Here is a 24,407-nt window from a genome sequence, read left to right on the forward strand (position 1 = left end):
GTCCGGGCCTCGGGTGTCGGTGAAACGGGTCGAGACCGGCGTTGTGCCGTGTGTCGACGGTTCGGTGGGAGTCGGGGAGGCTTCGGTGAGTTGGGACTTCGTGATCGTGGGGGAGCAGAGCGAGGGTGTGCCCGAGATCGGCTTCAACATGTCGAGTATGGGTCCGGTGAAGCGGGCCATGGACGGGATGGGCATGCTCACCCACGGTCTGGAGGCGCCGTTCCCGGACCTGGAGGATTTCGGCGTCACGTGGCACCAGGCGTGCGCGGTTCCCCGGGACCGGATGACGACCGCGGCCCTGGCGTTCCGCGCCGCGTACGACGCGGCGCTGGATTGGGCGGCCGAGGAGCCGACCGGCATCGCCGAGTACAAGATCGGCCACGGCAACGACAACTGGCTCGTGACCCCGAAGGAGATCCGCGCCGCCCTGACCACCCTCGCGACCCGGCCGTCGTCCGCGGGGGCGGAAGCCCGTGCCGCCACGCCGCGATGGGACGAACTGATCGACTTCCTGCGCCGGGCGAAGGAGCATGGGGGCTTTCGCGTGGAGTAGACCCGTTGGACGCTTCCTGGTGTGGATTCCGTTGAGCCGGGGTCCGGCAACCATCAAGAGCGCCGGTCCGAGTTCCGTGAGGCGGGGCGGTGGTGGAATCCCGTTTCCGGCTCGCCTCCGCCAATCGGTTGGCGAGGTTGAACAGCGAGGTGGCGAGACGGCCACGCGGCAGGCCCTCGCGCCTGCCCGTCGCGTCATGCCGCGACGGGCGGGCCGAGTACCCCGTCGGTTCCGCTGACGGCCAAGAGGCGGGCCACGACGGGGGCCGGGTCGTGCAGGACCAGGGCCGCGCCGAGGGTGTGTGCGCGGCGCTGTGCGCGCAGGAGGGTACCGAGGCCCCGGCAGTCGCAGAAGCGGACCGCGTACAGGTCGACGTGGACCTCGCTCGGGTGGTGGTCCAGGCAGTCGTCGAGGGCACGTTCGAGATCGGGCGCGGAGTCGACGTCGATCTCTCCTGCGGGTGTGACCACGGCCCAGGGGCCGGCCAAGACGGTGGAGACGGTGAAATCGGAAGACGAGGGCATCGGAGTTCTTCCTCACTCGGCGGTCGGTGGAGGTGTCCGGGCCCGGGGAGGCCGCGCGTATCGCGGCGCCTGCCCTCCATTCATCCTCCGGTGGAACCGCCCCTGTCAACAGCGGCCCCAAGCAACGAGCTGGATTCGACCGGCCGTTCTCGCTGGGCACGTGGGCCGGGGCATCAGGGGCTGGAGCTTCTTCCACGGCGCACACACGCCATGCGGCTCGGTCGACCGTAAGGCGACTACCCGGCTCAGGGGTGTGGGTGCCGAAATTCCATTCGTGCGGGTGAGAGTGCCTTCAGCGGCTGCACGCGAGCGGTGTCGTAGACCCCTTGGCCGGGCGCGATCGCCGCCGCGGCAGCCTGATCATTCGTGCTGCTTCGACTCGCCTACCTCTTCGACTCGGCTGCCTCACGGTCACGAACGCGTTCGCCGCGTTGCGGCTGCTCCTGATGAGCGACCGCGACAAGGACGCCGAGATTCCGGCGTTGCGCCGCCGGCTCACCGTCTTGGAACGGCAGTTCGGGGACCAGGGGCCGCGGTTTCGCCGCGGCTGACCGGGTCTGGCTCGCCGCGCTGCCGCACCCGCTGCCGGGCCAGGTGCTGCGACGGCTCCGGCCGACCGTGCACTCCGACACAGTCCTGCGGTGGAGATGGCGAACGTCCGCCGGCTGTCCGGCTATTGGCATCCGCGCAACCGGATCGGCGACGCGGCGAAACGGCTCATGGACGCCTTCGACGCCCCGAGGCTGCTGATGGACGGCGCCGCGGCAGCGGGGGACCCCCTGTCCGTCCTGCCGACGCTCTACCACCTGCTGTGGTGCGGTGACCTGTGTCTTGACCAGGCGGTCTTGCCGGGAGACGGGTCTTGGGTCGGTTGCGAGGCGGTGGGTCATGGTGTCCGAGCGTCGCGTGATGGGCCGAACCATTACGAACCGCTACGAACGCGATTCCCATGCGGACGGCCTCCCTGTTGTGGCGTCGCCACCGACGCTCCGCGGCCACCCTGAGATGCGTCACGCCGAGTTGAGTGCTGTGGGGTCACAGGCTGTGGGCGATGGGGTGCAGCGGTTCGTACAGCGGGAGTTCGGCGCCGCTCGGGAGCCGGATCGCAGTCAGTTTGCCCCAGCGCTGTTCGCTGATCGGGCGGGTGATCTCGACGCCCTGCGCGTGGAACTCGCCGAGTTGGGAATCAAGGTCGTCGCACATCAGGAAGAACTCGTGCTGGGGCGGGCCGTCGGTCGGGTGCACGGCCACCTCGGCCGGGGGCAGCTTGAAGATGAGCCAGCCGCCGCCCGCGTCGACGCCGGGAAAGTCGAGGACGTCACGGATGAAGATGCGGTCCGCCTCGGCGTCCTGGCTGTAGAGGATGACATGTGCACCGCTGATCATGGCTGGCTCCTGCCCGTCGACGTGCCGGCGGTCGTTTCCCCGGCATCCTGGCATGCTCAGATCCAAGAAGACCTTCGGTTGCATTCGATGACACGACGAAGCTGAGCTGCATGACAAGGGGCGGCGGCGGCGTTTGCCTCGTTCGTGGGGTTTTCGGGCCGTAGAGAGCACTGAGATCACGATCAAGCTCACCCCTGACGAGGCGCTGGTCCTCTCGGACTGGCTGGAGCGAGTACAGATGACGGATCTCAGCCGCCTGGTCAACGATCCGTCCGCCTGGGCCCCGATCCACAAGCTTGCGGGACGTTGGCCAAAGCCACTTCCCGGAATCTTCGCCGCCGACTACATCGACCGTCTGGACGCCGCACGTCACCGTCTCCGAAAGGCCGTGGGCAGCCTTGCCGATGATCAGGACACTGAGCCGTCCTTGCCCGCCGCCCAGGCGCTTCCGCGAAAGCCATGTGATTGAGAATGCCGTCCCTTGGAGTTCTCAAACGACATGGCATCTCACCAGGTCGCAGCCCGCCATCTGCCGGATGCAGTGCGACGGGACACTCATTCCTGACGGCAGATTCTCACTGCACCGCTCTGGGCGTGTCAGTGTCGCTCCGTCGCGGCGCTCCCTCCTCTACCAGTGCTTCTGCCGCTGTCGCGAACACGACTTCTGCGAGCCGGTGGGCCAACTTCGAGCCGTGGACGGAGCCGAGGGGCGATCAGGTAGTTCGCGGGAGGACAGAGAGAAGAGTTCGCGTGGACTCCCGGATTGCCCGCGTCCGAACCGCGTCGAGGCTGGTTTTGGTGATGCGTTCGGTGCCGTCCACGATGGTGGTGATCGCGGCTTGGCGGGTGAGGCGGGTGAGGCTGCCGATCCGGCCGGCGGTGCGTTGGTGGGGGTAGGACGCGAGGCGGGGGAGTGTCCCGGCGCGGTGTGCGTTCCAAGTCGAGGGCGGCTTCCACTCCGGCGATCAGCTCTGTGAAGGGTTCGCGTTTCCCGAGTCGTGCCGGGAACGCCCCGCACTCGATCAGCGAGGCCCGTCCGGCGAGTTGCGCCCCGCGCACACCACCGAACAACGGTGTGGCGGCCACGTCGATGCCCGCGTACACGAACGTCGCCGCGATGCGTTCGGTGAGGTCTTTCAGCAGGTCGGCGGTTTCGGCGCCGGTGGTGGTGCGGGGGTTGAGGCGGCGGGTTCTCGTCGATGAGGACCAGACGGACGCCGACCCGGTCGTAGGTGTGGCAGACGGCTTCGGTGATCTGGGCCTGTGTCATCCGGGTGGTGACGGGGACGCCGAGGTAGCGGGCGAACTCGGTGGCGAGCGCTTTCGGGGTCGCGCCGGGCGGTACGAGGACGTACGCCACCGGTACCCGGGCATGTGCGGTTCCGGGCGGTGGAGGACGGTTGCGGATGTGGGCGAGGTGGCAGGCGCGCCCGACGTGGAGCAGGGCGGTGGTCTTCCCGGCCGCCGCCGGCCCGGTGACGATCAGGGACGGCCGGGCGGTGGTCCGTTGGTGGCGGCCGAGGATCATCAGCGTGCGCACGCTGGTGGCGAGGGCGTCGATGGCCGGGGTACGGACGGTCACGAACGCGGAGTGATAGGCCGGACGTTCCTCCCGGTTGCGTGGTGGTGTGCCGGGCTCGGGCGGTGTCGGGGGCGGTGCGGTCGCGAAGTCCTGCCAACCCTGCCAGGTGGTCACCGGCCGGGACTGTTCCGTCGTGTCCGCACCGACACCCCACGTGTGGTCGCCCGAGTTCGCATCGGGGCTCACCATTTCAGGGCCTCCTCGTGTGCGTCGTAGAGCCCGAGCCCCCTATACGGCGGGGCGAGGGAGTCGGGATCGTCTTCGCCGGAGTCCGACCCCGGCAGCGGCGACTCGTCGCAACCGTCGTCGAGTTCGTCGAGGCTGTCCTCGCCTGGCCCAAGGAGCATGTCACCGAGGTCCTGTTCCCGCCCCTCGTGCGCGGAGCGTGCCGGTGGAGGAGTCCGGGCGGGTGTGCTGCGGGCCGGAAGGGCGTGTTCGACACGGGTGACATGCCCGCTTTGGGCGCGGCGCATGAGCTGGTCGAGGGCGTCGGCAAGGTCGGCTTCGTACCGGTCACGATCCGAACGCAGAGCGGTGACGGCTATGACGTACTGCCAGGTGCGGTCGTTGAACGGGTGGTGGGCGTGGTCGCGGTGGATCCACGGGACCTCGGTGAGTTCCCCGTCGGGCAGGCGGATCCAGATCTGGCGGGCGTCGTGGGGGTTGTGGTGGACCTCCCACTTCCCGTCTCGGGCGACGATGCCGCAGGACTGACCCCGGTACGGGCCCAGCACCTCGTGGTCGTACGGGCGGTGGTCGATGCGGATCCCGCGTTCGCCGGCGGCCTGCCATCGCACCGGCAGCAGTCCGAGGTAGTCGCCGCGGCTCAGCGGTACCGGTACGTATCCGGTGACCGCGACGAGCGCGGCCCACATCCGGTTCGGTGTCAGCGCGACCTTCGGCATCACCGGGTGGCGCAGCCCCTCGTGGGGGCGGTGGCGCCAGTGCACGAGCCATTCGTCGAGCAGGTCCTGGAGTTGGGCGACGCTGAAGCACGCCTCATGCTCGGCGTCGGGGCCGCGGCGGGTGACGTCGGAGCCGGTGTATCCCGGAAGGTGTTGGCAGAACAGGGAGTTGATCGACCCGAAGGCGTGCTCCACGATGCCCTTGGCCGTCGGCGCGAACGGCGGGGCGGGCTGCACACTGATCCCGAGCGTCTCGCACGCGCCCGTGAACGCCCCCGACAGGAAGACCTTTCCCCGGTCCACGACGATCGTCTCCGGCACCACGGCCGGCCGCGCCGCCGCGCCCTCGAGGCGTTCGTCCAGCGTCATCAGCCGATCGCGCGAGAGCAGCCGGGTGTGGGCGAAGCGCAGTACGTCGGGCCACCTGGGCCGGGCCGGGTGCGGGACGGCCATCTCCGCGAGCAACAGCGCCGCGTCCACGGCCTTGGTTCCACCGGGACACAGCACCGCCGCCAGGATCGCCCGGGTCGCGACGTCGACCGCGATGGTGAGTTCGGGCCGCCCCACCGTGCCGTCCTCGAACAAGGCCAGAACATCGAGACGAGTGGTGTCGATCCGGACCTGCTCCCCGGGCCGAGGAGCCACCGTCGGGACGAACCCCCGCCCCGTGCCGCGTTCGTGCAAGGGCTCGTCCGGGGATGCCGTCGACTGCCCGTGCCGCAGGGCGTGGAAGGCGCAGGGGAGGACCTCGATCGGGTCGCCGACCGCTTCGACCTCCTCGATCGGCGGCCGCGGCCGCGCGAACGCCTCGAGCACCGAGGCCATCAGGCCGGGACGGCCCGGGTTGCGAGGATGCCGGCAGCCGGCCGGCGCGGGTTCGCCGCCACCCGCTCGGGTGTCCGGGGCGCCGGGGGTTTTCGGGGCTGGATGTGGCACATCTAGGATTGCGGATGGATCGGGGTCGAGGACAGCTGTCACATGGGACGGGAGGGAGGCCATGGCGGACGACACCGGCACCGGCATCGGTGTGCGTGTGCGCGGCGGGGACGCCGACGACGCCGAACACGGTGCGCGTGAGCGTCTGGTGTGGATGAACGTGGGCCTGTGGCGGCACGCCCGTGAACGCGCGGCCGAGGACGCCCTGGGCCTGACTCCGGTGCTCGAGGCCCTCCTCCACGCATACGCCGACGGCCGGGTGACGGTGACCCCGCCCGCGGGTCGTTCCCTGGGCCCCACCCGGGACGGCACCGCCCGCACGGGCTGCCGTACCGGCCCGCTGTCGCAGCGGGTGTGGGCGCGCGCCGACCGGCGGCGCGCCGCGGCGGGCGTGAAGTCGATGTCCGTGCTGTGCGAACTGTTGATCGGTGGATACGTCGACGGGCACCTGGTCACCACGTTGACCGCGACCGGCCACGTACCCCGCACACACCGAGAGGACGACGCGGCATGAGTGAGCCCACCACACCCCTGCCGGGCGGTGAACGGCTGCCCCGCCCGGACCGAACCCCCGACGCCCTGCGCGTGGCCCTCGCGCGCGCCGCATCGCCTGCCCGAGATGGAACGCCAGAAGAACGAGGCCTTCCAACTCGCCGCCCAGACCGCACACCTGGGGCCCATCCAGGGCTGGCTGACGGTATGGGCGGGCGAGGTCGAAGTCGAGCGCCGACCCGACCTCCTCGCCCGCCGCCACGCTGCCGGCCGCGCGCCTACCGGTCGTCGTCCCGGTCCCGGCCGGCCGACCGGGTCGGGCGGACGACGTGACCTCATGTGCTCGTGACGGGGTGCCTTGCGTACGTACGACCGTGCGATTGGCAGTGCCGGACTCTTGCGGTTGCTCCGGTTGCCTTCCATAATTCCGTCCACTTCCGGATCAACACGAGTTGCCAACTCGTGTGGATGCTGCCGGACCCACCCAATTCGGGAGTTTCCCAGATGGCTACGCGACAGGATGTGGCACGACTGGCCGGCACCTCTCCGGCGGTGGTCAGCTACGTCCTCAACAACGGCCCGCGCTCGGTCGCCCCGGCCACTCGCGACCGGGTCCTGGCGGCGGTCAAGCAACTGGACTACCGGCCGAACGCGGTGGCGCGGTCGCTGCGGCTGAGTCACACGATGACGCTCGGCCTGGTCGTACCGGACAGCGCGAACCCGTTCTTCGCGGAGTTGGCCCGGTCGCTGGAGGACCACGCCTGGGCTGCCGGATACACCCTGCTGGTGGGCAACGCGGTGGACGACGATCAGCGCGAGGCGGGGTACGTACGGACCTTCCTGGATCGCCAGGTCGACGGGCTGGTGATCATCCCCACGCACGGCAACCGGACGTGGCGCGGCGAACTGGCCCGGTCGGGCGTGCCCTGTCTGGTCTTCGACCGGGAGGTCGAGGATCCCACCGTGTCGCAGGTGCTCGTGGACAACGTCGAAGGCGCGCGGGCGGCCACTGCGCACCTGATCGGGCACGGGCGGCGGCGGGTCGGGTGTATCGCGGGGCCCTTGGGAATCCACCCGACGGTGGATCGGGTCGCGGGATGGCGCAACGCCCTCGAGGAGGCCGGTCAGCGGGTGGGTTCCGGCTCCGGGGGCCGGACCGGATGGGAGTCGTGCCCGGATGCGGCGCCGCTCGTACACGGGTCCTTCGGGCGCCGGGACGGCTACCTGGCGGGACTCACGTTGCTCTCGCGCGATCGTGGGCTCGACGCGCTGTTCGTGACGTCGGACGAGCAGGCGGTGGGTGTGCTTCGGGCCGCCACGGAGTTGGGGCTTCGGGTGCCGGAGGACTTGGCGATCGTTTCCTTCGATGGGATCGCGGCGTCCGCCTACACGTGGCCGGCGCTGTCGACGATGCGGCAGCCGGTCGGAGCCCTGGGCCGCGTGGCCATGGCGCGGTTGAGTGCGCGGATGGCAGATCCGGACCTGGCGCCCAGTCGGGACGTGCTTCCGGTGCACCTGATCGCTCGTGGGTCGTGCGGATGTCCCGACCCGGCGGGCGGTGAGCACGTCGATACGGCGCAGGCGGCGGCCGAGGAGACCGTGGGCGGTGGATGAGGCCGCCGCGCCCGTTGCCGCAGGCGGCTGCGGATGCACGGCCGGTGGGGCGATCCGACTTAGCGGGCCGGTGTCGCGACCGGTCCGCGGGAGGTGCGGTGGCCGGGCCTTTTGTACGAGACGAGTCGGCGAGAACGGCAGGGAAGTCCGATGAGCGGGCGGGTGGTTGTGGTGGGAAGTCTGAATATGGATGTTGTGGTGCGGGTGCGTGTGTTGCCCGCGCCCGGTGAGACGGTGTCGGGGGAGGACGCCGTGCGGGGAGCCGGCGGCAAGGGGGCCAACCAGGCCGTGGCCGCCGCGCGGCTGGGCGCGGCGGTGCGGCTCGTGGGCCTACTCGGGGACGACCCGTTCGGAACGGAACTGCGCGATCGGCTGGTCGCCGAGGGCGTGGACGACTCGGCGGTCGGTACGGTCGACGGCGCGTCCGGCGTGGCCCTGATCGTGGTCCAGCACGACGGCGAGAACGCGATCACGTTGTCGCCGGGGGCGAACCGGCGACTGGACGAGGCCGCGCTCGCGGCCGTGACGGACGGGGGCGTGGCGGAGGCCGCCGACGCGTTGCTGCTCCAACTGGAGGTCCCGGTGGCCACCGTGCTCGCGGCGGCCCGAGCCGCGCGAGCCGCCGGCGTACCGACGGTGCTGAACGCCGCGCCGCTGCCGCCCTTCGACGATGTCCTGCGGGCGTTGCTGGGCGAGACGGACGTGCTCGTGGTCAACGAGACCGAGGCCGCCGGGCTGCTCGGGGCGGCCGGCATCCCGGCCGTGCCCGACTGGGCCGCACAGGCGGACGCGTTGCGCGCACTCGGCCCGGATCTGGTGGTGATCACGCTCGGCGCGGAGGGGGCGGTGGCCGCCGACGGCCACGAACACGTGGCGCAGGGCGGCTTTCCGGTCGCGGCTGTGGATACGGTCGGCGCCGGTGACTCCTTCTGCGCCGAACTGACCCTCGCGCTCGGCGCCCACGCGGACCCGGCCGAGGCACTCCGGCGCGCGTGTGCCGCAGGCGCTCTGGCCACGACCCGCCACGGGGCGCAGTCCGCGCTGCCCACCCGAGCCGAGGTCGACGCGCTCCTGGCCGCGGCGGCGGTGGCGTGACATGCGCCGCGAGAGCCCTGCCGACCCGAACCGGTCGCGCCTGATGGCCGGGCCCGGCCGCGCCGATCGTCCGCTTGCCGCCGCGGCGGTGGTGTGAGGTGCGGCGCGAGGGACTCTGGCATCCCCGCCTGTTGCATGTGCTCGCGGCGCTCGGGCACACGGATCGGCTCGTAGTGGCCGATCCGGGGCTGCCGGTGCCGCCCGCGGTGGAGACGATCGACCTGGTCTGGCGTCGCGGTGACCCCGCGTTCCTGCCCGTCCTCGAGTCGATCCTGACCGAGTTGGTCGTCGAGCACGCGGTGCTGGCGGAGGAGGCGCACGACCCGGTGCTGCTCGCCGGCACCGATCGGCTCCTCGGCCACGTGCCGATCGATCGGGTTCCGCACGAGGAATTCAAACGCCTCACCGCGAGCGCGCGGGCGGTGGTCCGCACCGGGGAGGCCACCCCCTACGCCAACGTCATCCTGACCGCCGGCGTCCCCTTCTGACCTCGCGGAGCACCGGCCCGATCGCGCCCGTTCCGCGCCCCTTCCCGAACCCCGCGACCATCGCGTCGCGCCGGTGTCGACGGCGACCCCCCTTCGCGTCGCCGCGCCCATGTACCGAACCCTCTCGATGGAAAGGAAACGCTCCCATGAGAATCACCACCCGGAGAACCACCACTCACACGCCCCGCCGAGGCGCCGCGCTCACCGTCGCCGCCTGCGCGGCACTCGTGCTGACCCTGACCGCGTGCGGTCAGGAGGGCGGCAGCGGCAACGGTTCCGGCAAGGCGGCCGCTCCGCCTGCCGCAGACAACAAGGCCAAGGTCTGCCTCGTGATGAAGTCGCTCGGCAACGAGTACTTCCAGAGCATGCAGAAGGGTGCCGAGCAGCACGCCAAGGAACTCGGCACCGTCGACCTGACCTCCGTGGGCATCCAGAACGAGACCGACATCGACGGTCAGGTGGCCGCGATCGACAAGTGCATCACGCAGAAGGCTCGGGCCCTGGTGATCGCGCCCGCCGATTCGAAGGCCCTGATCGCGCCGATCAAGCGAGCCGCGAGCGCGGGCCTGAAGATCGTCAACATAGATGTCAAGCTCGACGACGGCGGACTCAAGTCGGCGGGTCTGGACGTGCCGTTCGTGGGCCCGGACAACACCGACGGCGCCAAGCAGTCCGGCACGAAGCTCGTCGAGGCGCTCGGCCCGGGCGCCAAGGTCGTGATTTTGGAGGGCAACCCCGGCGCGGCCAACGCCGAACAGCGCAAGGCGGGATTCCAAGCCGCCGTCACCGAGGGCAAGCTCACGCTGCTCGATTCGAAGACCGCGCACTGGGAGACCGACGAGGCTTACACCGTCGTCAGCAACATGCTTACCGCACACCCCGACATCCAGGGCGTGCTCGCCTCGAACGACTCGATGGCACTCGGCGCCCTCAAGGCGATCAAGGCGGCCGGCAAGGACAAGCGGATCAAGCTCGCGTCCTTCGACAACATCGAGGCCATCGCCCCGTTCGTGCAGGACGGCAGCGTCGTGGCCACGATCGACCAGTTCCCGTCCAAGCAGGCCGGGGACGGAATCGACCAGGCACTCAAGCTGCTTTCGGGTCAGCCGGTGACCGGTTGGATCAAGACCGACATCAAGGTCGTCACGAAGGCGGGCTGACGGCCCGTCGGTGCGCTCGCGAGTCGTCCGGCGACCGGGAGCAGCAGGCCGACGACGGCCGGGACCGGCAACGGGCGACTTGCGCAGGCGACGTTGCGAGGCGACCGGAAACACGACACCCCACGACACGACCCAAGGCACGAAAGGTGACAGACGTGCGCGACGACGACGGAGGCACCGGCCCGGCGCCCACGACTTTGCCCCCCGTACTCCAGGTGACCGGGGTGGGCAAACGTTTCCCAGGTGTGGTGGCCCTGGAGGACGTACGGCTCGACCTCGTGCCGGGCGAGGTGCACGTACTTCTGGGCGAGAACGGCGCGGGCAAATCGACGCTCGTCCGCATCCTGTCCGGGATCCACCCCCCGGACAGCGGGGAGATGCGCCTGGGCGGTGAGCCGTACCGCCCGAGCGGCGCCGCCGAGGCACTGCGGGCGGGTGTGCAGGTGGTGCACCAGGAGCTCAACGTGCTGCCCTACCTCAGCGTGGCCGAGAACCTGTTCTTCCAGCACCTGCCTCGCCGGTTCGGCATCGTGGATCGACGCGAACTCGATCGGCGGGCACGGGAGTTGCTTGCCGAGGTGGGCCTCGACATCGCGCCGGGCGCCAAGGTCGAACGGCTCGGCATCGCCCAGCAGCAACTCCTGGAGATCGCCCGCACGTTGTGGCACGACGCCCGCGTGCTGATCATGGACGAGCCGACCGCGACCCTCACACCGCAGGAGACCGGTCGCCTGTTCGAGATCCTGCGCCGGCTCACGGCACGCGGCGTCGCGGTCCTGTACATCTCGCATCACCTCGACGAGGTGTTCGAGATCGGCGACCGGGTGACCGTGTTCCGCAACGGTCGACACGTGATCACCCGTGAGATGGCCGGCCTCGACACGGCCGAGGTGATCCGTCTGATGGTCGGCCGCGACCTGGCCGACGAATATCCGACGCCCACCGAACTTCCCCCGGGCGACGAACTCTTGCGGGTCGAGAACCTGCATCCGCAGGGCGGCGAACCCGTGTCCTTCGCCCTGCGGGCGGGGGAGATCGTGGGGGTCGCGGGCCTGGTCGGCTCGGGCCGGACGGAAGTCGTGCGCGCGCTGTACGGCGCCGACCCGGCCCGTGGCGGCCAGGTCTTCGTACGCGGCGAACCCGTCCGCATCCGCTCGCCGCGCGACGCGGTCCGGCACGGCATCAGCCTGCTCACCGAGGACCGCAAGAGCCAGGGCCTGGTGCTCGATCTTCCGATCGCCGCCAACGTCACGCTGGCCGCGCTGTCCAAGGTGTCCCGTGCGGGACTGCTCCGCCGCGGCGAGGAGGAGCGGCTCGCGCGGGAGAGCGTGGAACGGCTGCGGGTCAAGGCCGTGAGTGTGCGGCAGGCGGTCGGAAGCCTCTCCGGCGGCAATCAACAGAAGGTGGTCCTGGGCCGCTGGTTGCTCGCGGGCACCGACGTGTTGATCGTCGACGAGCCGACCCGGGGCATCGACGTCGGCGCGCGCTACGAGATCCACCAACTCCTCGTCGACCTCGCGGCGGCCGGCAAGGCGCTCCTCGTGGTGTCCTCCGACCTGCCCGAACTCATGGGCGTCTGCGATCGAATCCTGGTGCTGTCGCGCGGTCGCGTCGCCGGGGAAGTACCGCGCGCGGAGTTCGACAGCTCGCACATCCTGGCGTTGGCCTACTCGGGCTACGTCTCGGACGCCGCGCAGCCGACGGACCGTGTCCCCGCGGCGTCGACCCGGACCCAGACCCAGACGCCAACGACCGCCTCCCCGACCGTCGAGCCCGACAACACCCCCGGGACCGACAGCGCCCCACATCCCATCCGGACGGTGAAACGATGACCTCCTCCACGCTGACGACCCGGCCCGCGACGCGTTCGACGGCCGGCCTGGCCCGACAGGTGATGGGCGAGGCCGGGATCGGACTGGCGCTGCTCGCGATGGTGGTGTTCTTCGCGATCTTCGCCGACTCGTTCGCGACGTCGAACAACCTGACCCAGATCGCCACCCAGATCACGCTCAACACGATGCTTGCCGTCGGCATGACATTCGTCATCCTGGTCGGCGGCATCGACCTCTCGGTGGGCGCCGTGATGGCACTGTGCGCGGTGACCTCGGGCAAGGTCCTGGCCTCGGGCGATCTGCCCGTACCGCTCGCGGTGTCCGCCGCCGTCGGGCTGTCCGTCGCGGTGGGCATGGTGTGCGGCCTGATCAACGGATTCGTGACCGAGCGGTGGCGCGTGCCCTCGTTCATCGTCACGCTCGGCATGCTCAACGTCGCCCGTGGAGCGGCGCTGGAGTACACCGACGCCAAGACCCTGTACACCTTCCCGGAGGGCTTCAACCGCTTCGGCACGAGCACACTGCTCGGCGTGCCGGTCCTGTTCTGGATCGCGATCGTGATGGTCGTCATCGGCCACCTCGTGCTCACCCGGACGGTCTTCGGTCGGATGATCTTCGCGATCGGCAACAACGAGGAAGCCGTTCGGCTCTCCGGCCACCGCACCAAGGTGGTCAAGATCGCGGCCTTCGCGATCGCCGGCTTCGCGGTCGGCATCGCCGCGATCACGTACATGGCGCGGCTCAACATCGCGAGCCCGATCCTCGGCCAGGGCTACGAACTCAACGCCATCGCCGCCGTCGTGATCGGCGGAGCCTCCCTGTCCGGCGGCAAGGGTTCCATGATCGGCACACTGCTCGGCGCGTGCCTGTTGGGGGTACTGACCAACGGGCTTCTCCTGATGGGGGTTTCGGACTTCCAACGACAGATCATCACGGGCGTGGTGATCATGCTCGCGGTCGTCCTGGACCACTACCGAGGCAAGGTCGCGGCCCGCATGGTCGCGAACTCGTAGCCGAGGCCGAAAACCCGCCGCGGCAGACCCGCGCGGCGACCGGTTCGCCGGCCGTTCGCGGAACGCGAGAAGTACGGTGCCGGCGGGGGTGGAAACCTCCGCCGGCACCGTCTCGCCGGCTTGGTCGTCGGCGTGCGTTCCGGCGTCCGGGCGGACGGTGGGGCAGTCGCCAGCGGGGGCGCGGCGATCATTGTCCTCTTGTGGCGTGCCGCGCGGCGTGTATGTGCATGCGCAATTCGAGGTGTGATTGTGTGGTGTGGTGTCAGCGGGTTTGGTGACAGCGCTTCCGGTTTTGGTTTCCCCTTGTTGAGCTGGGCTTTGTCCGGCTGATCGCGGGGTTCTTGGCGTTCGAGTGGGTCTGGCGTACGCTGCCGCGGCTGTGGAGAGGATTCGGCCATGGCTGGCATAGGTCCCGGTTTCGACGATCCCGAGTACGACGACTACGACCCCGCCTGGAGCACCCAAGACACCCCGTTCCGGCGATGGCTGATTGACAGATTCACCGCGGCCGGCTCCGACCTCCCCGCCGAGGCTGTCTCCTGCTACGCCCCCGCCAACCGCTACCACGACCTGAGCCGCGAGAACACGGAACTGCTCGCGATACTCACCGACACCACCGTCGACAGGGTGCGGGCCGCGCACAAGGCCGACCTTGAGGACTGGGCGCGCGAGCAGGAGTTGCGGGACCATCCGGACCTCGCCGTCCTCGACGCGGACCTGGATCGCATCCGAGATCGCTCCTGACCCGGTCCTCGTCCCGCTGCGTCGACCCCGCCGCGAGCGGGTTCGGGAGCCGGCACACCGAACGCCGGGCACGGGCGTCGTCGTCGACGACCGCGAGCAGACGCGCTGTGCTGGGTTGGCCTGCTGCGTCGCGTACCAGGCGGGAGAGCCGTCGCGGGTCCAGCGGACGAGACCGGGCATCGGCATGGTCATCCGCGGCGCGGGCCGAGGCGTGGTCGCGGAGCCGCGAGCGCGGTGCCGGTTCGCGGGGAGTTGCGCGCAGACGACGGCCTCGTCGCCGTAGCCGGTCCAGATGTTGTCGTGCTTGTCCGTGAGCAGGTGCTGGACGTCGTCACCCGCGTGGAAGGTCGTCAGCGGTGTGCCGTCGTCGCCCACGATGAGTGCATTGTGCGGGATTTCTCTTTCGAGGGCTTCGAAGGTGGCCGCCGGTGGTCCGGAGGGCATGCGGCAGCGTGCGGCGGCGAGGACGAAGCCGCCGCCCAGCGAGTCGATCCTGGGGAAGCGCATGTCGAGGTCCGGCAGGCGCACTTCATGGACGTCGCTGCCGTCCATCACCACGATCAGTGCGTCGCAGGGCCGGCGCTGCTCCGGGGGCACACGATGGTTGCATGTCGCGTCCGGCGGGACGAGCAGTGTGACGACGCGTCCGTGGGCGTCGACGGTCGATGCCGCGACCTGCTGTTCGCCGTAGCGGTCGGGCAGAGAGGCGTAGGGCGCCAGACGGTGGGGAGTTGCGGTCACGGGCTTGCCTCCCGGGGCTTGTCCTGCTGATGTGTCCGGGCGCTGCGGAGGTGTTCGGCGGCCTCGGGGTCGAGAAGGTCGGTGGGCCACCCCGCGAGGGTCGTCAGCGCGGTGCGGCGTACTTCGGGCGTGCTGGTCGCGAGTGCGGACTTCAGCAGGGGCCGGCCGTGTTCGGGATGGTGTCGCAGGAAGTGCGCGAAGAGCACGAGGGCATGGTCACGTTCGGGTTGGGGCGTGGTGGCCAGGCGTTGTTCGGCCAAGGCGAGGATGTGTGCGGCTTGCCCGCCGTTCCCGTCGCGCAGGGCGTGGATCCAGGTCGGGTCGAGCAGGGACGGTCCGGTTTCCACGCGTGCCAGGGCTTGCGCCGTCGGGCGCAGGCCCAGGACTTCAGCGGGTCCCAGGGCGAGGTGGAAGTCGGGCCGGCGGGGGTCGGCGAGGTGATCCAGGACAAGCGCCGGCCACCGGGGTTCGTGGAGCAATGCCTCGTGGCGTGCAGTCAGGTACTGGATGTCCGCGGGCGTCCAGGGCAGGCCCTGGGGTGCGTGGCGGAAGAAGATGGTGATGCTGATCAGGTCACGCAGCATGGCGAGGGTGGGCGTCCGGGCCTGGACCAGGTCGGTGTAGCGGCGCAGCACGGGGACGGCGTCCGGGTAGTCGGCCAAGCCGGGTGCCGGACCGCCCTGGCTCGCGGCGAGCGCAGCGAGGATGCCGTTCGCGCCGTTCATCAGCGAGGTGTCGATCTCCGGATTGCTCAGGGCACTGTGCAGGTCGCCGGTGGTCGCGGCGATGTGAGCCAGGTACTCGTCCATGATGGCGTTGCGGAAGCCCTCGCGGAGCAGCCAGGCCCTGATGCCGGGGTCGATGGTGTCGCGCAGCGTCCGGACCGCGTGGATGCGTCCCCAGCCGGCGACACGTTGAGCCAGTGTGTGGACGGCTTGGTCTCCGTCTGGCTGGGAGCGGTGGAGTGCGACGGCGGCGTACAGGGTGAGTTCGTCCAATGTTCCCAGCAGGAGCAGCAGTTCACGGTCGCGCATGTCCCCGCCCAGGCCCAGGAGTACCAGGCCGATCTTCACCGCGGCTCGACAGGTGCCGTGTTCCGCCAACTCCCGGCCCAATCGGCGCAGGCCACCGGACGGCAGGCAGCGGCGGCGGACCTCGGCGCCGAGCTCGTCCGCGACGTCGATCGGCGAGCAGGTGGCGAGCCGGTCGTGGAGGTCCCGAAGCCTGCCACCGCGAACGGGATCCGGAGTGAGGAGCAAGTCTTCGAGATGGTCGGCGAGTTCGATCCCCGCAGGATGAACGACACCTTGGCCGTCGTGATCGCGCCTCACCAGGGCGTCTTCACCGCCGCCGACGAAGACGGGGCGGGAACCGCCGGGGCGAGCATCGGGAAGAGGATCGCCGAACCCCGGCCACGGACCCTGCCCGTAGCGGTCGCGGAGGGTAAGCGCGTGATCGAGAAGGATGGGATGATCGCAGGCGACACCGCCGTCGCGCACCCACCACGAGCCGGTCACCGACCGGAGGGCTGACCGCCCTTTCGTGTAGTCATGACGTGGATAGTGCCCAATACGACGCGTCTTGGCAACCGAGGCCTGCGCCGACGGACTCCGCTGCGCCAGGCATCGTGCTCATCCGATGCACCACCCAGCGCATCCCAACCGGTCGCTCGCTCGCTGATCCGCGCCCTGGATGGCAGCGCCTGCGGTCCTGTTAGGTGTGGAGCCGGTGACCAAATCGGATATGCCGCCGCCACCGGCTACGGCCGCGTGGACCCGGCGCGCATGCTGATCGGGCGCGGATGTGTGGAGGAGGCGATCGCCGTGCATTGCCTGCCGGCGCCGGCCCCGATCCTGTGGGACCCGTCGACGGGTCCGTGGGCCGCGAATGCCCCGGACGACTCGCCGGCCTGACCGGCGTGGGCGGGGTTGGGCGGGAGTTCCTTCGTGGTGCCGGCGGGCGTTCCGATCCAGCGCCGCGGCGCCGTCGGACGGATGAGCGAGGAACGCCGAGCGCGGGTGTCGCGACCATGAGGGGTGCCCGGATGGCGGGCCCGGGCGAACGCCGGGATCCAGGCGATCGGCGGTACCGGCGGGCGGATCTCGACGCCCTGCCCGGTCACGGAGGCCACGCACAGGCGCAGGACGACGTCCTTGATCAGCGGCCACGCGAACTTGAAGTCGTCGTCGTGGCGGTGGGGATGCAGCACCGCCATGACGTGCTCCTGCTTGTCCGCCCACTCCCAGAAGGGGACGCGTGCCGTCGCGGTGGGGTCCTGCGCCCGAATGTCGGCCACACGCTCGCGGACTGTGCCTTGAGCGCGTCGGCGAACAACTCCTCGAGGGGTTCGAACGCGGGGTGGTCGCGGGAGAAGGCGAGCCGGAACACGTCCTCGGTGGTCGCGAGCGCGACACGCGGGTCGTCCACCACGACCACGCCCAGGTCGACGTGCTCCCGATCGTCGCCGACCACCCCGAACACGGACCTGCCGTTGATCAGCTTCTGGAACGTGGTCACCAGGATGGCCCGTTCACTCAGACATCGGATCCCACCGGGTCGGATGCCACGACTCAGGGGCGACCGCCGAGGGGCGGAGTCTCGATCGAAGGCGACAGTGCGCGGGCCCGAAGATGTCTTCGCGGCGTTCTCGACGAGACGGGATGTTTCCGTGTGTGGGAGTCCACTCGTTCAGGCTGGGGTGTTGGCCGTCGGTTCGGTCCCGTCGATGCGGGCAGTCGGGTACCGGCGCAGGCGGATGAACTCGTCGAGGTGGCCGAGTTGCTCGGTGCTGAAGGCGCTCTCGGGCACGGAGGCGACACACCTGGGGATCGTTCGGATCACGAGGAGGCCGTACTGCCGCCGCACGTCCAAGGTGGCCGACCACCGCATGCTCGACGCGCCCACGTCCGGTCGTTCGCGGGTGAAGCCGTCCTCGTCGAGTTCGACGTCGATCGCACCTTGTTTGATCAACGCGTGCACCTGCCTGCCGTGCGTGAACACCAGGACGACTCCCGAGAGGGCCAGCCAGATGCGCAGGACGACGGAATCCACGCCGATCGCCAACAACGGCAGGATCACGGGCATTCCGACCATTGCCAAGCGGGACCACTTCGGGTACGCCGCGAGCAATGTCGCGGCACCGGTTCTCCACGTGTACGTGAAGGTCGTCGTGATTCTCATGGGCGAATGCCAGTGCGGTGAATTCGTCCTGAGCACGATGGCGAGGAGCTCGATGTGGGACGAGTCGCCCTGTTGCCGTGCCGTGCGTATACGAGGGTCTCGGGGATCCCCCGGCGGAGCGGGAACTCGGGTCTCCGCTCGAGCGGTTGTCTCGCGACCCCATCGGTGCCGGCAGCTTCGACGCCCGACCACCCCTGGCCGACGGCCGAGGCATCGGCGGCTTCGGGTGGCCGTCCGGTCGCCGCGTTGTGGGGTCCCCGTAGTACTCGGGAAAGATCGGGCGGATATGACTGAAGACGGGGTCCCGGTAGGAACGGAACGGAAAACCGGCGTTGATGTCAAACTTTTTGACACGGAGTGAATCGGCCCGTCAGGGTGGGTGGATGAGCGATGACCCGACGGTCGGTTTCCTGAAGGCGGACGTGGCGCGGTTCTGTGCCGGTCTGGATGATCTGGCGCCCGCGATCCGGCTGCGGCTGGTCGTCGAGTTGCGGCAGGCCCTGGGCGAGGTGACGGACGCGGCTCTGGACGGCGGCATGGCCGCGGCGAAGGCGGAGGGCTGGGGGCTGCGGCAGATCGGCGAACTCGTGGGCCTGTCGCACGAGAAGGTCCGGTACCGGCTCGCCCGCCGCGCGGACGAGCCGGACAAGGCGTCCTAGACTGCGGCGGCCGTGTCGATGGGCTTGCGGGTCGAGCGCAGTTGCCCGCCCGCGACCTCGGCCGGAAGGGCGAAGCTGTAGCGGCCGTGGATCCGGATGTGGTCGTGCCCGAGGGGTGAGAGGCGGGCGAGGTCGGCGTCGGCGATGTGGTGGCCCTGGGCGCGCAACTGGGCGACGGATTCTTGGATGTAGACGGAGTTCCACAGCACGCAGGCGTTCAGCACCAGGCCGAGGGCGCCGACAGCCCGTCGGCGGAGGCGAGTTCGCCGCCGCCCCACGCGCCGACGATCTCCAGCTTGGACTGGTGGTCGACGAGCGCGGCGTTGGCGAGGCGGAGGGTTTCGGCGCGCAGGTAGTTCTGCTCGACCCAGAACAGCTGGGCGCGGGAGCGCCCGGGTTCGTCCTCGGCGACCATCGCTTGTATGCCGATGTTGCAGGCCTCGGCGACCAGGACCGCGGCGAGCGAGGTGACCAGGTGCTCGGCGCGGGTGTTCTGGTCGCCGACGTGGGTGAAGTGGTCGAGGAACCCGGTCCAGGCGTGGACTTCCAGGAGGAGTTCGGGCAAGTCGGCAGTGGGGATCAGTGCGTCGACCGCGTCGCGCAGACCTATCAGGCTGGCCGGTTCGGCGAGCCGGTCCAGCCCGGTCAGCACCAGGTGGTCGCGGATACGCCCACCGTCGGTGCGCTGTTCGATGCGGATGTGCGGGTTGTCCGCGATGCCGTCGGCCAACCGGCGGTACGCGCCGTCCAGGTCGGCGCACCACCGCGTGAGGTCCGGGCCGGGTGCGGGGTTCAGGCCGAGGCTGCTGCACACCCGGCGCCGGGCGGCCTCCCACGCGTCCCCGTCCAGCAGTGCCCGGCGCGGGTCGCCCCATTTCGTGAGGCCGGGGACAAACACGTCGTGGCGGCGCAGCGCGCCGCGCAGGGTCTCGGCGGTGCCGACGACCCACGCGCGTTTGTCGAGGGATCCGGCGTGCTCGCCGTCGGTGGGGAAGACGCGTTCGCGCCAGGTCGGGCCGAGGTGGTCGACGGGCAGGGTGGGGAACAGAGCGCGCTGGGCGCCGCTCTTGCCGGCGCGGGCGACGGTGCGTTCCAGCTTGGGCAGGAACGCGAGGGCGTCCAGCAGGTGTGCGGCTTCGTCGGTGCCGGTCAGGTCCATGGTCTTGGCGAGGCGGCGCAGGGGTTGGTTGAGGGTGCGGTAGCGGGCCTGGAAGCGCCTCGGCCGCGGCATCGACCTGGCCACCCTCGCGGAGGACTTGAAGGGCAGCGACGTGGGCCTCCAGTTCCTCACCGGCGAACTCCAAGGCAGCCACGACCCGTCCGGCGTCGTGTTCACCGTCCTCGCCGCCCTGTCCGGCATGGAACGCGAGTACATCCGCGACCGCACCCTCGAAGGCCACGAATCCGCCCGCAAACGCGGCAAGACCATCGGCGGCGCGGGCGTGACCGACGACGCCATGCTCACCATGGCCCGCCACCTCCGCGACCAGGACATGAGCCTGCGCGACATCGCCAAAAAGCTCGTCATCACCCACGGCACCAAGAAGGGCCAGCACCCGTCCCCCGCCACCGTGATGAGGATGCTGCGCGAGCACGACGAACGGACTGGAACCACAGTCGCAGACTGAGTGTCAACTGATGTGACACCAAACTGCAGTCTCTGGTCCATTCGTACTCGACCCCCAATTCCTCACCACACACGCGGCTCCGACCACCTGATTGCCCCCGGGGCTGGGAGTTGCCGCCGAGCACAGACGGCCGAGGGTGGGAGTAGTGGTGCGTTCACCGTCATCCCAGTGCACCGAAAGCAGACTGGCGTTTGCATAGTTGACGATGAAGGCAGGATCGTGTCCTCCACGCATCAACACCGGACCCAGGGGAGGAATCCCGCGCCCTTTGGTCCTCGTCTTCCTCGGCGCCTGCATGATCTCGTGGTTGCCACCCGCGGCCCGGCACGATGCTGATCATCAAGGAGTCGCTGCGCAGTCACCGGGCCGGCTTTGCGACCTGCTCGGCAACTGGACCGGCGTGTTCGTGTGGGTCGGTTCGCTGCGTTCGGGCCGCCCGCCCTGCTCGCGACCGCGGAGCCGGAGTATGACGTGGTGCGCATCGTCGGGGCGGTGGCGCCGGTGTGGTTCGGTGCCCAGACGCTGCGCGCGGCACGGCGCGGCGAGGAGGTGTCGTTCGATGAGGCGGCGGCCGCCGTGAGGTCGGGCTTCCCGTCGTATCGGGGCGGCCTGCTGCTCAGCCTCGGCAACCCGAAGGCGGTGATCTTCGCGATCCCATTCCTGCCGCAGTTCGCACGGTCGGGTGCACCGAAGCTGCCGACGGTGGTTGCGCTCGCGGCGGTCTGGGCGGTGTACGAGGTCGGATACCACGGCCTTACGTTTGGTTCGTCGGCCGGATGAAGGGCGCCATCTCAAGGGCCGGTGGGCGCAAGCGCCCTGGCGCAGGTCTCCGGCGGCGCCTTGGTACTGCTCCGTATGACCGTCGAGAGCCGGAAGAGCCGGATTCGTCTATGCTCGGTCCCGACTACGGCGCGGTCGAGATCGAGCACAGGCGATCGTGAGCCTTGGGAACGACGGCCACCGGGCTGCTGTGCCGAATGCTCGCCTGCGGGCCCCGACGGAAATCCTGCAGCGCTCGAAGTGATCGAGGAACCTCCCGTTCGGAGCCGGTGAGGATGTACAACGAGGATGTTGGTCGACCTGATCGACTCGTCAGGGGCCTGGACCGGTCGGCGCCGCGCGACCTGGACGACAGGGCGACGCGGCGGTGGGTTCGTGGGTGATGGGCCTGGTCAACCTCTCGCGGATCCCCGAATGGTTCTCAGACGCGATGTGTGAGACCCGACCGGCGAAGCCGGCGTCAGGCACCGGTTGTATACCGACTCCGACGTGGCGGTGCCGAAGTCCGCTGTGGCCTGATCGTCAACGGCATCGACGTCGGCTCGCACCCGCAGGCTGAAGGGCCACGCCGGCAGGCACGACGTCGGGGATATCTCCGGCGCCGGGGGAGCGGCCCCGGTCCCAGCCTCCTCAGGATCCGTTCCGGTTCCTGCTCCAGTCGCGCAGTCGGCGCAGTGAGTGTCCGGTCGTCGATTTGCACAGGAACTCGGCGCGCTCGTAGGACAGTCGGCCGCGTCCGGTCTGCGGGCAGACGTCCTCCGCGCCCAGGATGCCCGCCCGCGCCGGCCCCGGGCGTCGGTCGGCGAGGAACACCGGGCCGCGGGTGCGGCCGTCCAGGAGTTCGGGCAGGAGCGCGGCCGTCCCCGACCGCCAGGTGATCCACGCGCCACGCCGATCCGACCGCCGGTCCGCTTGCCGGTCCGCGCGGCGGGCTCGTCGCTTCGGCAGGTCGAGGTCTTGGACGTTGAGGGCCAGCACGGCCGCGACGGTGGCGCCCGACTCGTACAGCAGCGTCCACAGCGTGCGCTCCCGCAAGGATGCCTCCACATTCCCCGGCCACGCCGTTCCGGGCGTGACCGGGGTCGGCGTCGGCGTTGGGTCGGGTATCCGCTGGGGGATGGCCGCGTCGAGGCCCGGGGTGTGTGTCCACGCCCCGAATGCCCGTACGGCGGACCGGTGTCGGTTCCAGGTGGCCGCCGCCGCGCCGGCCCACGACAGGCGGAAGGCGGCGGCGATCTGATCGGCCGTCAGCGACGCGAGCGGCAACCCCACGCCCAGGGACATTCGCAGTCGCCCCAACGTCTGTCCGTAGGAGCGGGCCGTCGCCGGCGCGAGCCGGTCCTGGGCCAGAAACGCGTCGATGGCCTCGCCGAACGTCCGCGTGGACGCGTCCCCGACCGGGATCGCCTCGGCACGACGCGTCAGGTAGGCGCGTTCGGCGGCGTTTTTGGTCAGCAGCGCCGCGCGCTGGAACTCGCGGCGTGCCTCCTCGCCGCGCCCCAGGCGCAGCAGCAGGTCGCCGCGCACGCCGGGGAGCAGGTGGTAGTCGCGGAGCGCGGGGTCCGAGGTGAGCGTGTCGACGAGGGCGAGGCCGGCCGCGGGGCCGTCCGCCATCCCGACCGCGACCGCCTGGTTGAGCCGTACCACCGCGGTGGGCAGGAGTCGGGCGAGGGCGGCGTACAGTCCGGCGATCCGCACCCAGTCGGTCTCCTCGGCGGTGCGCGCCCGGGCATGGCACACGGCGATCGCGGCCTGTAACACGTAGGGGCCGGGCCGGCCGTGCGTGCCGACGGCGCGGGCCCGCAACATCGCGGCGAAGCCGCGGCGGATGAGCAACGGGTCCCAGCGTCCCCGGTTCTGCCAATGCAGCGGGACGGGTTCGCCGCCGGGGCCGGTGCGCGCCGCCGTGCGGGACGCCTGGATCTCCATCAGCGCCACGAGGCCGTGCACTTCGGCCTCGTCGGGCACCGACTCGGCGAGCAGGCGCCCCAGCCGCAGCGCCTCCAGGCACAGGCCGGGCCGGATCAGGTCGTCGCCGGAGGTCGCCGAGTAGCCCTCGTTGAAGATCAGGTAGACGACCTCCAGGACCGAGGACAGGCGTTCGGCCAGCTCGGCGCCGGCCGGGAGTTCGAACGGCACCCGCTCCTCGGCGAGCGTGCGCTTGGCCGTTGCGATGCGGCGGGCGATCAGCGGTTCCACGGTGAGGAACGCGCGGGCGATCTCGGATGCGGTGACTCCACCGAGCAGCCGCAGGGTCAGGGCCACGCGTGCCTCGGTCGGCAGGACGGGGTGGCAGGAGACGAACATCAGCCGCAGCACGTCGTCCTGCTCGGACGCCGGCTCGGCGGCCCCGAGGTCGTACTCGGGGCCGCCGAAGCCGTCGTCGAGCCGCCGCTGTTCGGCCAGGTCGCGGGCGAGCGTCTCGCCGTGTGCCACCGACCGTCGGTCGCGGCGGATGTGGTCGACGGCGCGGCGCTTGGCGACGGTGGTGAGCCAGGCACCCGGATTGTCCGGGACCCCCGAGTGCGGCCACTGTTCCAGCGCCGCGACCAGCGCGTCCTGCGCCAGTTCCTCGGCCACCCCGACGTCGCGCACCATGCGGGTGAGCGCTGCGACGATCCGGGCCGACTCCATCTTCCAGATCGCGTCGACCGTGCGGTGGGCGTCCGTCACGGACCGAAGACCTGCTGGATCACGCTCTCCGCCGTCACCGACGATCCTGCGGAACCGCCGGCCCAGTTCGACCGCCTCCTCCTTGGACCGGACCTCGACCAGGGCGAAGCCGACCACCGCCTCCTTGGACTCGGCGAACGGACCGTCCGTGACGGTGATGTCGCCGCCCTCGCAAACCAGCCGGACGCCGCCCGGCTCGAGCCCGCCGGTCGCCAGCAGCACGCCCGCGGCGCTGAGCTCGTCGATGAAGGCACCCATCTCGGCGAACAGCTTCTCGTCGGGCGTCCTCGCGTTCTCCGAAGCCTGCATAGCGTTCACCATTGGCTCATTGCAACATTCCTTGATCGAATCGTTGCATTAAAAGAAGGATCATTGCAACGATTTCAATCACTGAGCTGCATATATAGCAATCCTGCGCAATG

The 24,407-nt window shown here is 70.2% G+C and carries 27 protein-coding genes; 16 read left to right on the top strand and 11 right to left on the bottom strand.

Annotated elements, in window-relative coordinates; translation table 11 throughout:
- Window positions 1–85 precede the first annotated feature (85 nt).
- Window positions 86–553: a hypothetical protein gene (locus tag OG928_RS45475; RefSeq protein WP_331767889.1), complete on the top strand. Its 468-nt coding sequence runs from the start codon at window positions 86–88 to the stop codon at window positions 551–553.
- Window positions 554–747: 194 nt separating this feature from the next.
- Here the strand turns inward: OG928_RS45475 and OG928_RS45480 are convergent, their stop codons facing one another.
- The gene (locus OG928_RS45480; RefSeq protein WP_331767890.1) at window positions 748–1,077 is read right to left on the bottom strand and encodes an STAS domain-containing protein; all 330 of its coding nucleotides are present in this window, start codon (window positions 1,075–1,077) and stop codon (window positions 748–750) included.
- A gap of 326 nt (window positions 1,078–1,403) precedes the next feature.
- On the opposite strand from OG928_RS45480, the gene OG928_RS45485 reads away from it, so the two are divergent.
- Complete coding sequence (locus OG928_RS45485) at window positions 1,404–1,628, top strand: hypothetical protein (protein WP_331767891.1); 225 nt, start codon at window positions 1,404–1,406, stop codon at window positions 1,626–1,628.
- A gap of 484 nt (window positions 1,629–2,112) precedes the next feature.
- On the opposite strand, the gene OG928_RS45490 is transcribed toward OG928_RS45485, so the two are convergent.
- Window positions 2,113–2,463 carry an extradiol dioxygenase gene (locus OG928_RS45490; protein ID WP_331767892.1) on the bottom strand — a complete coding sequence of 117 codons (351 nt, stop codon included), beginning with the start codon at window positions 2,461–2,463 and terminating at the stop codon, window positions 2,113–2,115.
- Between the two features lie 238 nt (window positions 2,464–2,701).
- Between OG928_RS45490 and OG928_RS45495 the strand changes: the two genes are divergently transcribed.
- Window positions 2,702–2,932 carry a hypothetical protein gene (locus tag OG928_RS45495; RefSeq protein ID WP_406291935.1) on the top strand — a complete coding sequence of 77 codons (231 nt, stop codon included), beginning with the start codon at window positions 2,702–2,704 and terminating at the stop codon, window positions 2,930–2,932.
- A gap of 159 nt (window positions 2,933–3,091) precedes the next feature.
- On the opposite strand, the gene OG928_RS45500 is transcribed toward OG928_RS45495, so the two are convergent.
- Both OG928_RS45500 and OG928_RS45505 read right to left on the bottom strand, forming a co-directional pair.
- Window positions 3,092–4,234, bottom strand: a complete 1,143-nt coding sequence (locus OG928_RS45500; RefSeq protein ID WP_331767893.1) for a TniB family NTP-binding protein — start codon at window positions 4,232–4,234, stop codon at window positions 3,092–3,094.
- Complete coding sequence (locus OG928_RS45505; protein ID WP_331767894.1) at window positions 4,228–5,775, bottom strand: hypothetical protein; 1,548 nt, start codon at window positions 5,773–5,775, stop codon at window positions 4,228–4,230. The genes OG928_RS45500 and OG928_RS45505 overlap by 7 nt, the downstream gene beginning before the upstream one ends.
- A 172-nt stretch (window positions 5,776–5,947) precedes the next feature.
- Between OG928_RS45505 and OG928_RS45510 the strand changes: the two genes are divergently transcribed.
- The 9 genes from OG928_RS45510 (at window position 5,948) to OG928_RS45550 (ending at window position 14,324) form a co-directional block, all read left to right on the top strand.
- Window positions 5,948–6,400, top strand: coding sequence for a hypothetical protein (locus OG928_RS45510; RefSeq protein ID WP_331767895.1), 453 nt, complete (start codon window positions 5,948–5,950; stop codon window positions 6,398–6,400).
- A gap of 105 nt (window positions 6,401–6,505) precedes the next feature.
- Window positions 6,506–6,727, top strand: a complete 222-nt coding sequence (locus OG928_RS45515) for a hypothetical protein (RefSeq protein WP_406291938.1) — start codon at window positions 6,506–6,508, stop codon at window positions 6,725–6,727.
- Window positions 6,728–6,882: 155 nt separating this feature from the next.
- A complete protein-coding gene (locus OG928_RS45520) occupies window positions 6,883–7,992 on the top strand; it encodes a LacI family DNA-binding transcriptional regulator (protein ID WP_331767897.1) in 1,110 nt (369 codons plus the stop codon).
- Between the two features lie 150 nt (window positions 7,993–8,142).
- Window positions 8,143–9,087 carry a ribokinase gene (locus OG928_RS45525; protein ID WP_331767898.1) on the top strand — a complete coding sequence of 315 codons (945 nt, stop codon included), beginning with the start codon at window positions 8,143–8,145 and terminating at the stop codon, window positions 9,085–9,087.
- Window positions 9,088–9,185: 98 nt separating this feature from the next.
- The gene (gene rbsD / locus OG928_RS45530; protein ID WP_331767899.1) at window positions 9,186–9,575 is read left to right on the top strand and encodes a D-ribose pyranase; all 390 of its coding nucleotides are present in this window, start codon (window positions 9,186–9,188) and stop codon (window positions 9,573–9,575) included.
- A gap of 146 nt (window positions 9,576–9,721) precedes the next feature.
- Window positions 9,722–10,735 carry a sugar ABC transporter substrate-binding protein gene (locus OG928_RS45535; RefSeq protein WP_331767900.1) on the top strand — a complete coding sequence of 338 codons (1,014 nt, stop codon included), beginning with the start codon at window positions 9,722–9,724 and terminating at the stop codon, window positions 10,733–10,735.
- Window positions 10,736–10,881: 146 nt separating this feature from the next.
- A complete protein-coding gene (locus OG928_RS45540; protein WP_406291940.1) occupies window positions 10,882–12,567 on the top strand; it encodes a sugar ABC transporter ATP-binding protein in 1,686 nt (561 codons plus the stop codon).
- Window positions 12,564–13,580: an ABC transporter permease gene (locus tag OG928_RS45545; RefSeq protein WP_331767902.1), complete on the top strand. Its 1,017-nt coding sequence runs from the start codon at window positions 12,564–12,566 to the stop codon at window positions 13,578–13,580. Before OG928_RS45540 ends, OG928_RS45545 begins: the two co-directional genes overlap by 4 nt.
- A 396-nt stretch (window positions 13,581–13,976) precedes the next feature.
- Window positions 13,977–14,324, top strand: coding sequence for a hypothetical protein (locus OG928_RS45550; protein ID WP_331767903.1), 348 nt, complete (start codon window positions 13,977–13,979; stop codon window positions 14,322–14,324).
- A gap of 737 nt (window positions 14,325–15,061) precedes the next feature.
- Here OG928_RS45550 and OG928_RS45555 read toward each other — a convergent pair.
- Complete coding sequence (locus OG928_RS45555; RefSeq protein ID WP_406291942.1) at window positions 15,062–16,324, bottom strand: hypothetical protein; 1,263 nt, start codon at window positions 16,322–16,324, stop codon at window positions 15,062–15,064.
- A gap of 9 nt (window positions 16,325–16,333) precedes the next feature.
- Between OG928_RS45555 and OG928_RS45560 the strand changes: the two genes are divergently transcribed.
- Entirely contained in the window at window positions 16,334–16,597 is a 264-nt protein-coding gene (locus tag OG928_RS45560) for a hypothetical protein (RefSeq protein WP_406291944.1), read from the top strand.
- A 227-nt stretch (window positions 16,598–16,824) separates the two neighbouring features.
- On the opposite strand, the gene OG928_RS45565 is transcribed toward OG928_RS45560, so the two are convergent.
- The 3 genes from OG928_RS45565 to OG928_RS45575 form a co-directional block, all read right to left on the bottom strand.
- Entirely contained in the window at window positions 16,825–17,280 is a 456-nt protein-coding gene (locus tag OG928_RS45565) for a hypothetical protein (RefSeq protein ID WP_331767905.1), read from the bottom strand.
- A complete protein-coding gene (locus tag OG928_RS45570) occupies window positions 17,223–17,582 on the bottom strand; it encodes a hypothetical protein (RefSeq protein WP_331767906.1) in 360 nt (119 codons plus the stop codon). The genes OG928_RS45565 and OG928_RS45570 overlap by 58 nt, the downstream gene beginning before the upstream one ends.
- Window positions 17,583–17,753: 171 nt before the next feature.
- Entirely contained in the window at window positions 17,754–18,245 is a 492-nt protein-coding gene (locus OG928_RS45575) for a hypothetical protein (protein ID WP_331767907.1), read from the bottom strand.
- A gap of 383 nt (window positions 18,246–18,628) precedes the next feature.
- Here OG928_RS45575 and OG928_RS45580 point away from each other — a divergent pair, with 383 nt between their 5' ends.
- The gene (locus OG928_RS45580; protein WP_331767908.1) at window positions 18,629–18,904 is read left to right on the top strand and encodes a hypothetical protein; all 276 of its coding nucleotides are present in this window, start codon (window positions 18,629–18,631) and stop codon (window positions 18,902–18,904) included.
- Here the strand turns inward: OG928_RS45580 and OG928_RS45585 are convergent.
- Entirely contained in the window at window positions 18,901–19,128 is a 228-nt protein-coding gene (locus tag OG928_RS45585; RefSeq protein WP_331767909.1) for a Tn3 family transposase, read from the bottom strand. The two genes, OG928_RS45580 and OG928_RS45585, sit on opposite strands and share 4 nt — an antisense overlap.
- Window positions 19,122–20,135 (bottom strand): Tn3 family transposase, encoded by a 1,014-nt coding sequence (locus OG928_RS45590; RefSeq protein ID WP_331767910.1) that lies wholly within the window; start codon window positions 20,133–20,135, stop codon window positions 19,122–19,124. The genes OG928_RS45585 and OG928_RS45590 overlap by 7 nt, the downstream gene beginning before the upstream one ends.
- 25 nt (window positions 20,136–20,160) lie before the next feature.
- Between OG928_RS45590 and OG928_RS45595 the strand changes: the two genes are divergently transcribed.
- A complete protein-coding gene (locus OG928_RS45595) occupies window positions 20,161–20,532 on the top strand; it encodes a recombinase family protein (protein ID WP_331767911.1) in 372 nt (123 codons plus the stop codon).
- Window positions 20,533–21,003: 471 nt separating this feature from the next.
- Window positions 21,004–21,312: a LysE family transporter gene (locus tag OG928_RS45600; RefSeq protein ID WP_331767912.1), complete on the top strand. Its 309-nt coding sequence runs from the start codon at window positions 21,004–21,006 to the stop codon at window positions 21,310–21,312.
- Between the two features lie 630 nt (window positions 21,313–21,942).
- Here OG928_RS45600 and OG928_RS45605 read toward each other — a convergent pair.
- Window positions 21,943–24,294 (bottom strand): DUF6596 domain-containing protein, encoded by a 2,352-nt coding sequence (locus tag OG928_RS45605; protein WP_331767913.1) that lies wholly within the window; start codon window positions 24,292–24,294, stop codon window positions 21,943–21,945.
- Window positions 24,295–24,407: the final 113 nt, after the last annotated feature.

Source organism: Embleya sp. NBC_00896 (assembly GCF_045207785.1).
Classification (GTDB): Bacteria; Actinomycetota; Actinomycetes; order Streptomycetales; family Streptomycetaceae; genus Embleya.

What these genes read in the sequence shown, in the direction of transcription:
- OG928_RS45590 (WP_331767910.1), bottom strand. Translation starts at nt 20,135, where the DNA reads ATGCCGCGGCCGAGGCGCTTCCAGGCCCGCTACCGCACCCTCAACCAA.
- OG928_RS45575 (WP_331767907.1), bottom strand. Translation starts at nt 18,245, where the DNA reads ATGAGAATCACGACGACCTTCACGTACACGTGGAGAACCGGTGCCGCG.
- OG928_RS45545 (WP_331767902.1), top strand. Translation starts at nt 12,564, where the DNA reads ATGACCTCCTCCACGCTGACGACCCGGCCCGCGACGCGTTCGACGGCC.
- OG928_RS45580 (WP_331767908.1), top strand. Translation starts at nt 18,629, where the DNA reads ATGAGCGATGACCCGACGGTCGGTTTCCTGAAGGCGGACGTGGCGCGG.
- OG928_RS45565 (WP_331767905.1), bottom strand. Translation starts at nt 17,280, where the DNA reads ATGGCGGTGCTGCATCCCCACCGCCACGACGACGACTTCAAGTTCGCG.
- OG928_RS45500 (WP_331767893.1), bottom strand. Translation starts at nt 4,234, where the DNA reads ATGGTGAGCCCCGATGCGAACTCGGGCGACCACACGTGGGGTGTCGGT.
- OG928_RS45495 (WP_406291935.1), top strand. Translation starts at nt 2,702, where the DNA reads ATGACGGATCTCAGCCGCCTGGTCAACGATCCGTCCGCCTGGGCCCCG.
- OG928_RS45505 (WP_331767894.1), bottom strand. Translation starts at nt 5,775, where the DNA reads ATGGCCTCGGTGCTCGAGGCGTTCGCGCGGCCGCGGCCGCCGATCGAG.
- OG928_RS45525 (WP_331767898.1), top strand. Translation starts at nt 8,143, where the DNA reads ATGAGCGGGCGGGTGGTTGTGGTGGGAAGTCTGAATATGGATGTTGTG.
- OG928_RS45480 (WP_331767890.1), bottom strand. Translation starts at nt 1,077, where the DNA reads ATGCCCTCGTCTTCCGATTTCACCGTCTCCACCGTCTTGGCCGGCCCC.
- OG928_RS45515 (WP_406291938.1), top strand. Translation starts at nt 6,506, where the DNA reads ATGGAACGCCAGAAGAACGAGGCCTTCCAACTCGCCGCCCAGACCGCA.
- OG928_RS45605 (WP_331767913.1), bottom strand. Translation starts at nt 24,294, where the DNA reads ATGCAGGCTTCGGAGAACGCGAGGACGCCCGACGAGAAGCTGTTCGCC.
- OG928_RS45535 (WP_331767900.1), top strand. Translation starts at nt 9,722, where the DNA reads ATGAGAATCACCACCCGGAGAACCACCACTCACACGCCCCGCCGAGGC.
- OG928_RS45560 (WP_406291944.1), top strand. Translation starts at nt 16,334, where the DNA reads ATGGTCGGCGAGTTCGATCCCCGCAGGATGAACGACACCTTGGCCGTC.
- OG928_RS45510 (WP_331767895.1), top strand. Translation starts at nt 5,948, where the DNA reads ATGGCGGACGACACCGGCACCGGCATCGGTGTGCGTGTGCGCGGCGGG.
- OG928_RS45490 (WP_331767892.1), bottom strand. Translation starts at nt 2,463, where the DNA reads ATGATCAGCGGTGCACATGTCATCCTCTACAGCCAGGACGCCGAGGCG.
- OG928_RS45520 (WP_331767897.1), top strand. Translation starts at nt 6,883, where the DNA reads ATGGCTACGCGACAGGATGTGGCACGACTGGCCGGCACCTCTCCGGCG.
- OG928_RS45550 (WP_331767903.1), top strand. Translation starts at nt 13,977, where the DNA reads ATGGCTGGCATAGGTCCCGGTTTCGACGATCCCGAGTACGACGACTAC.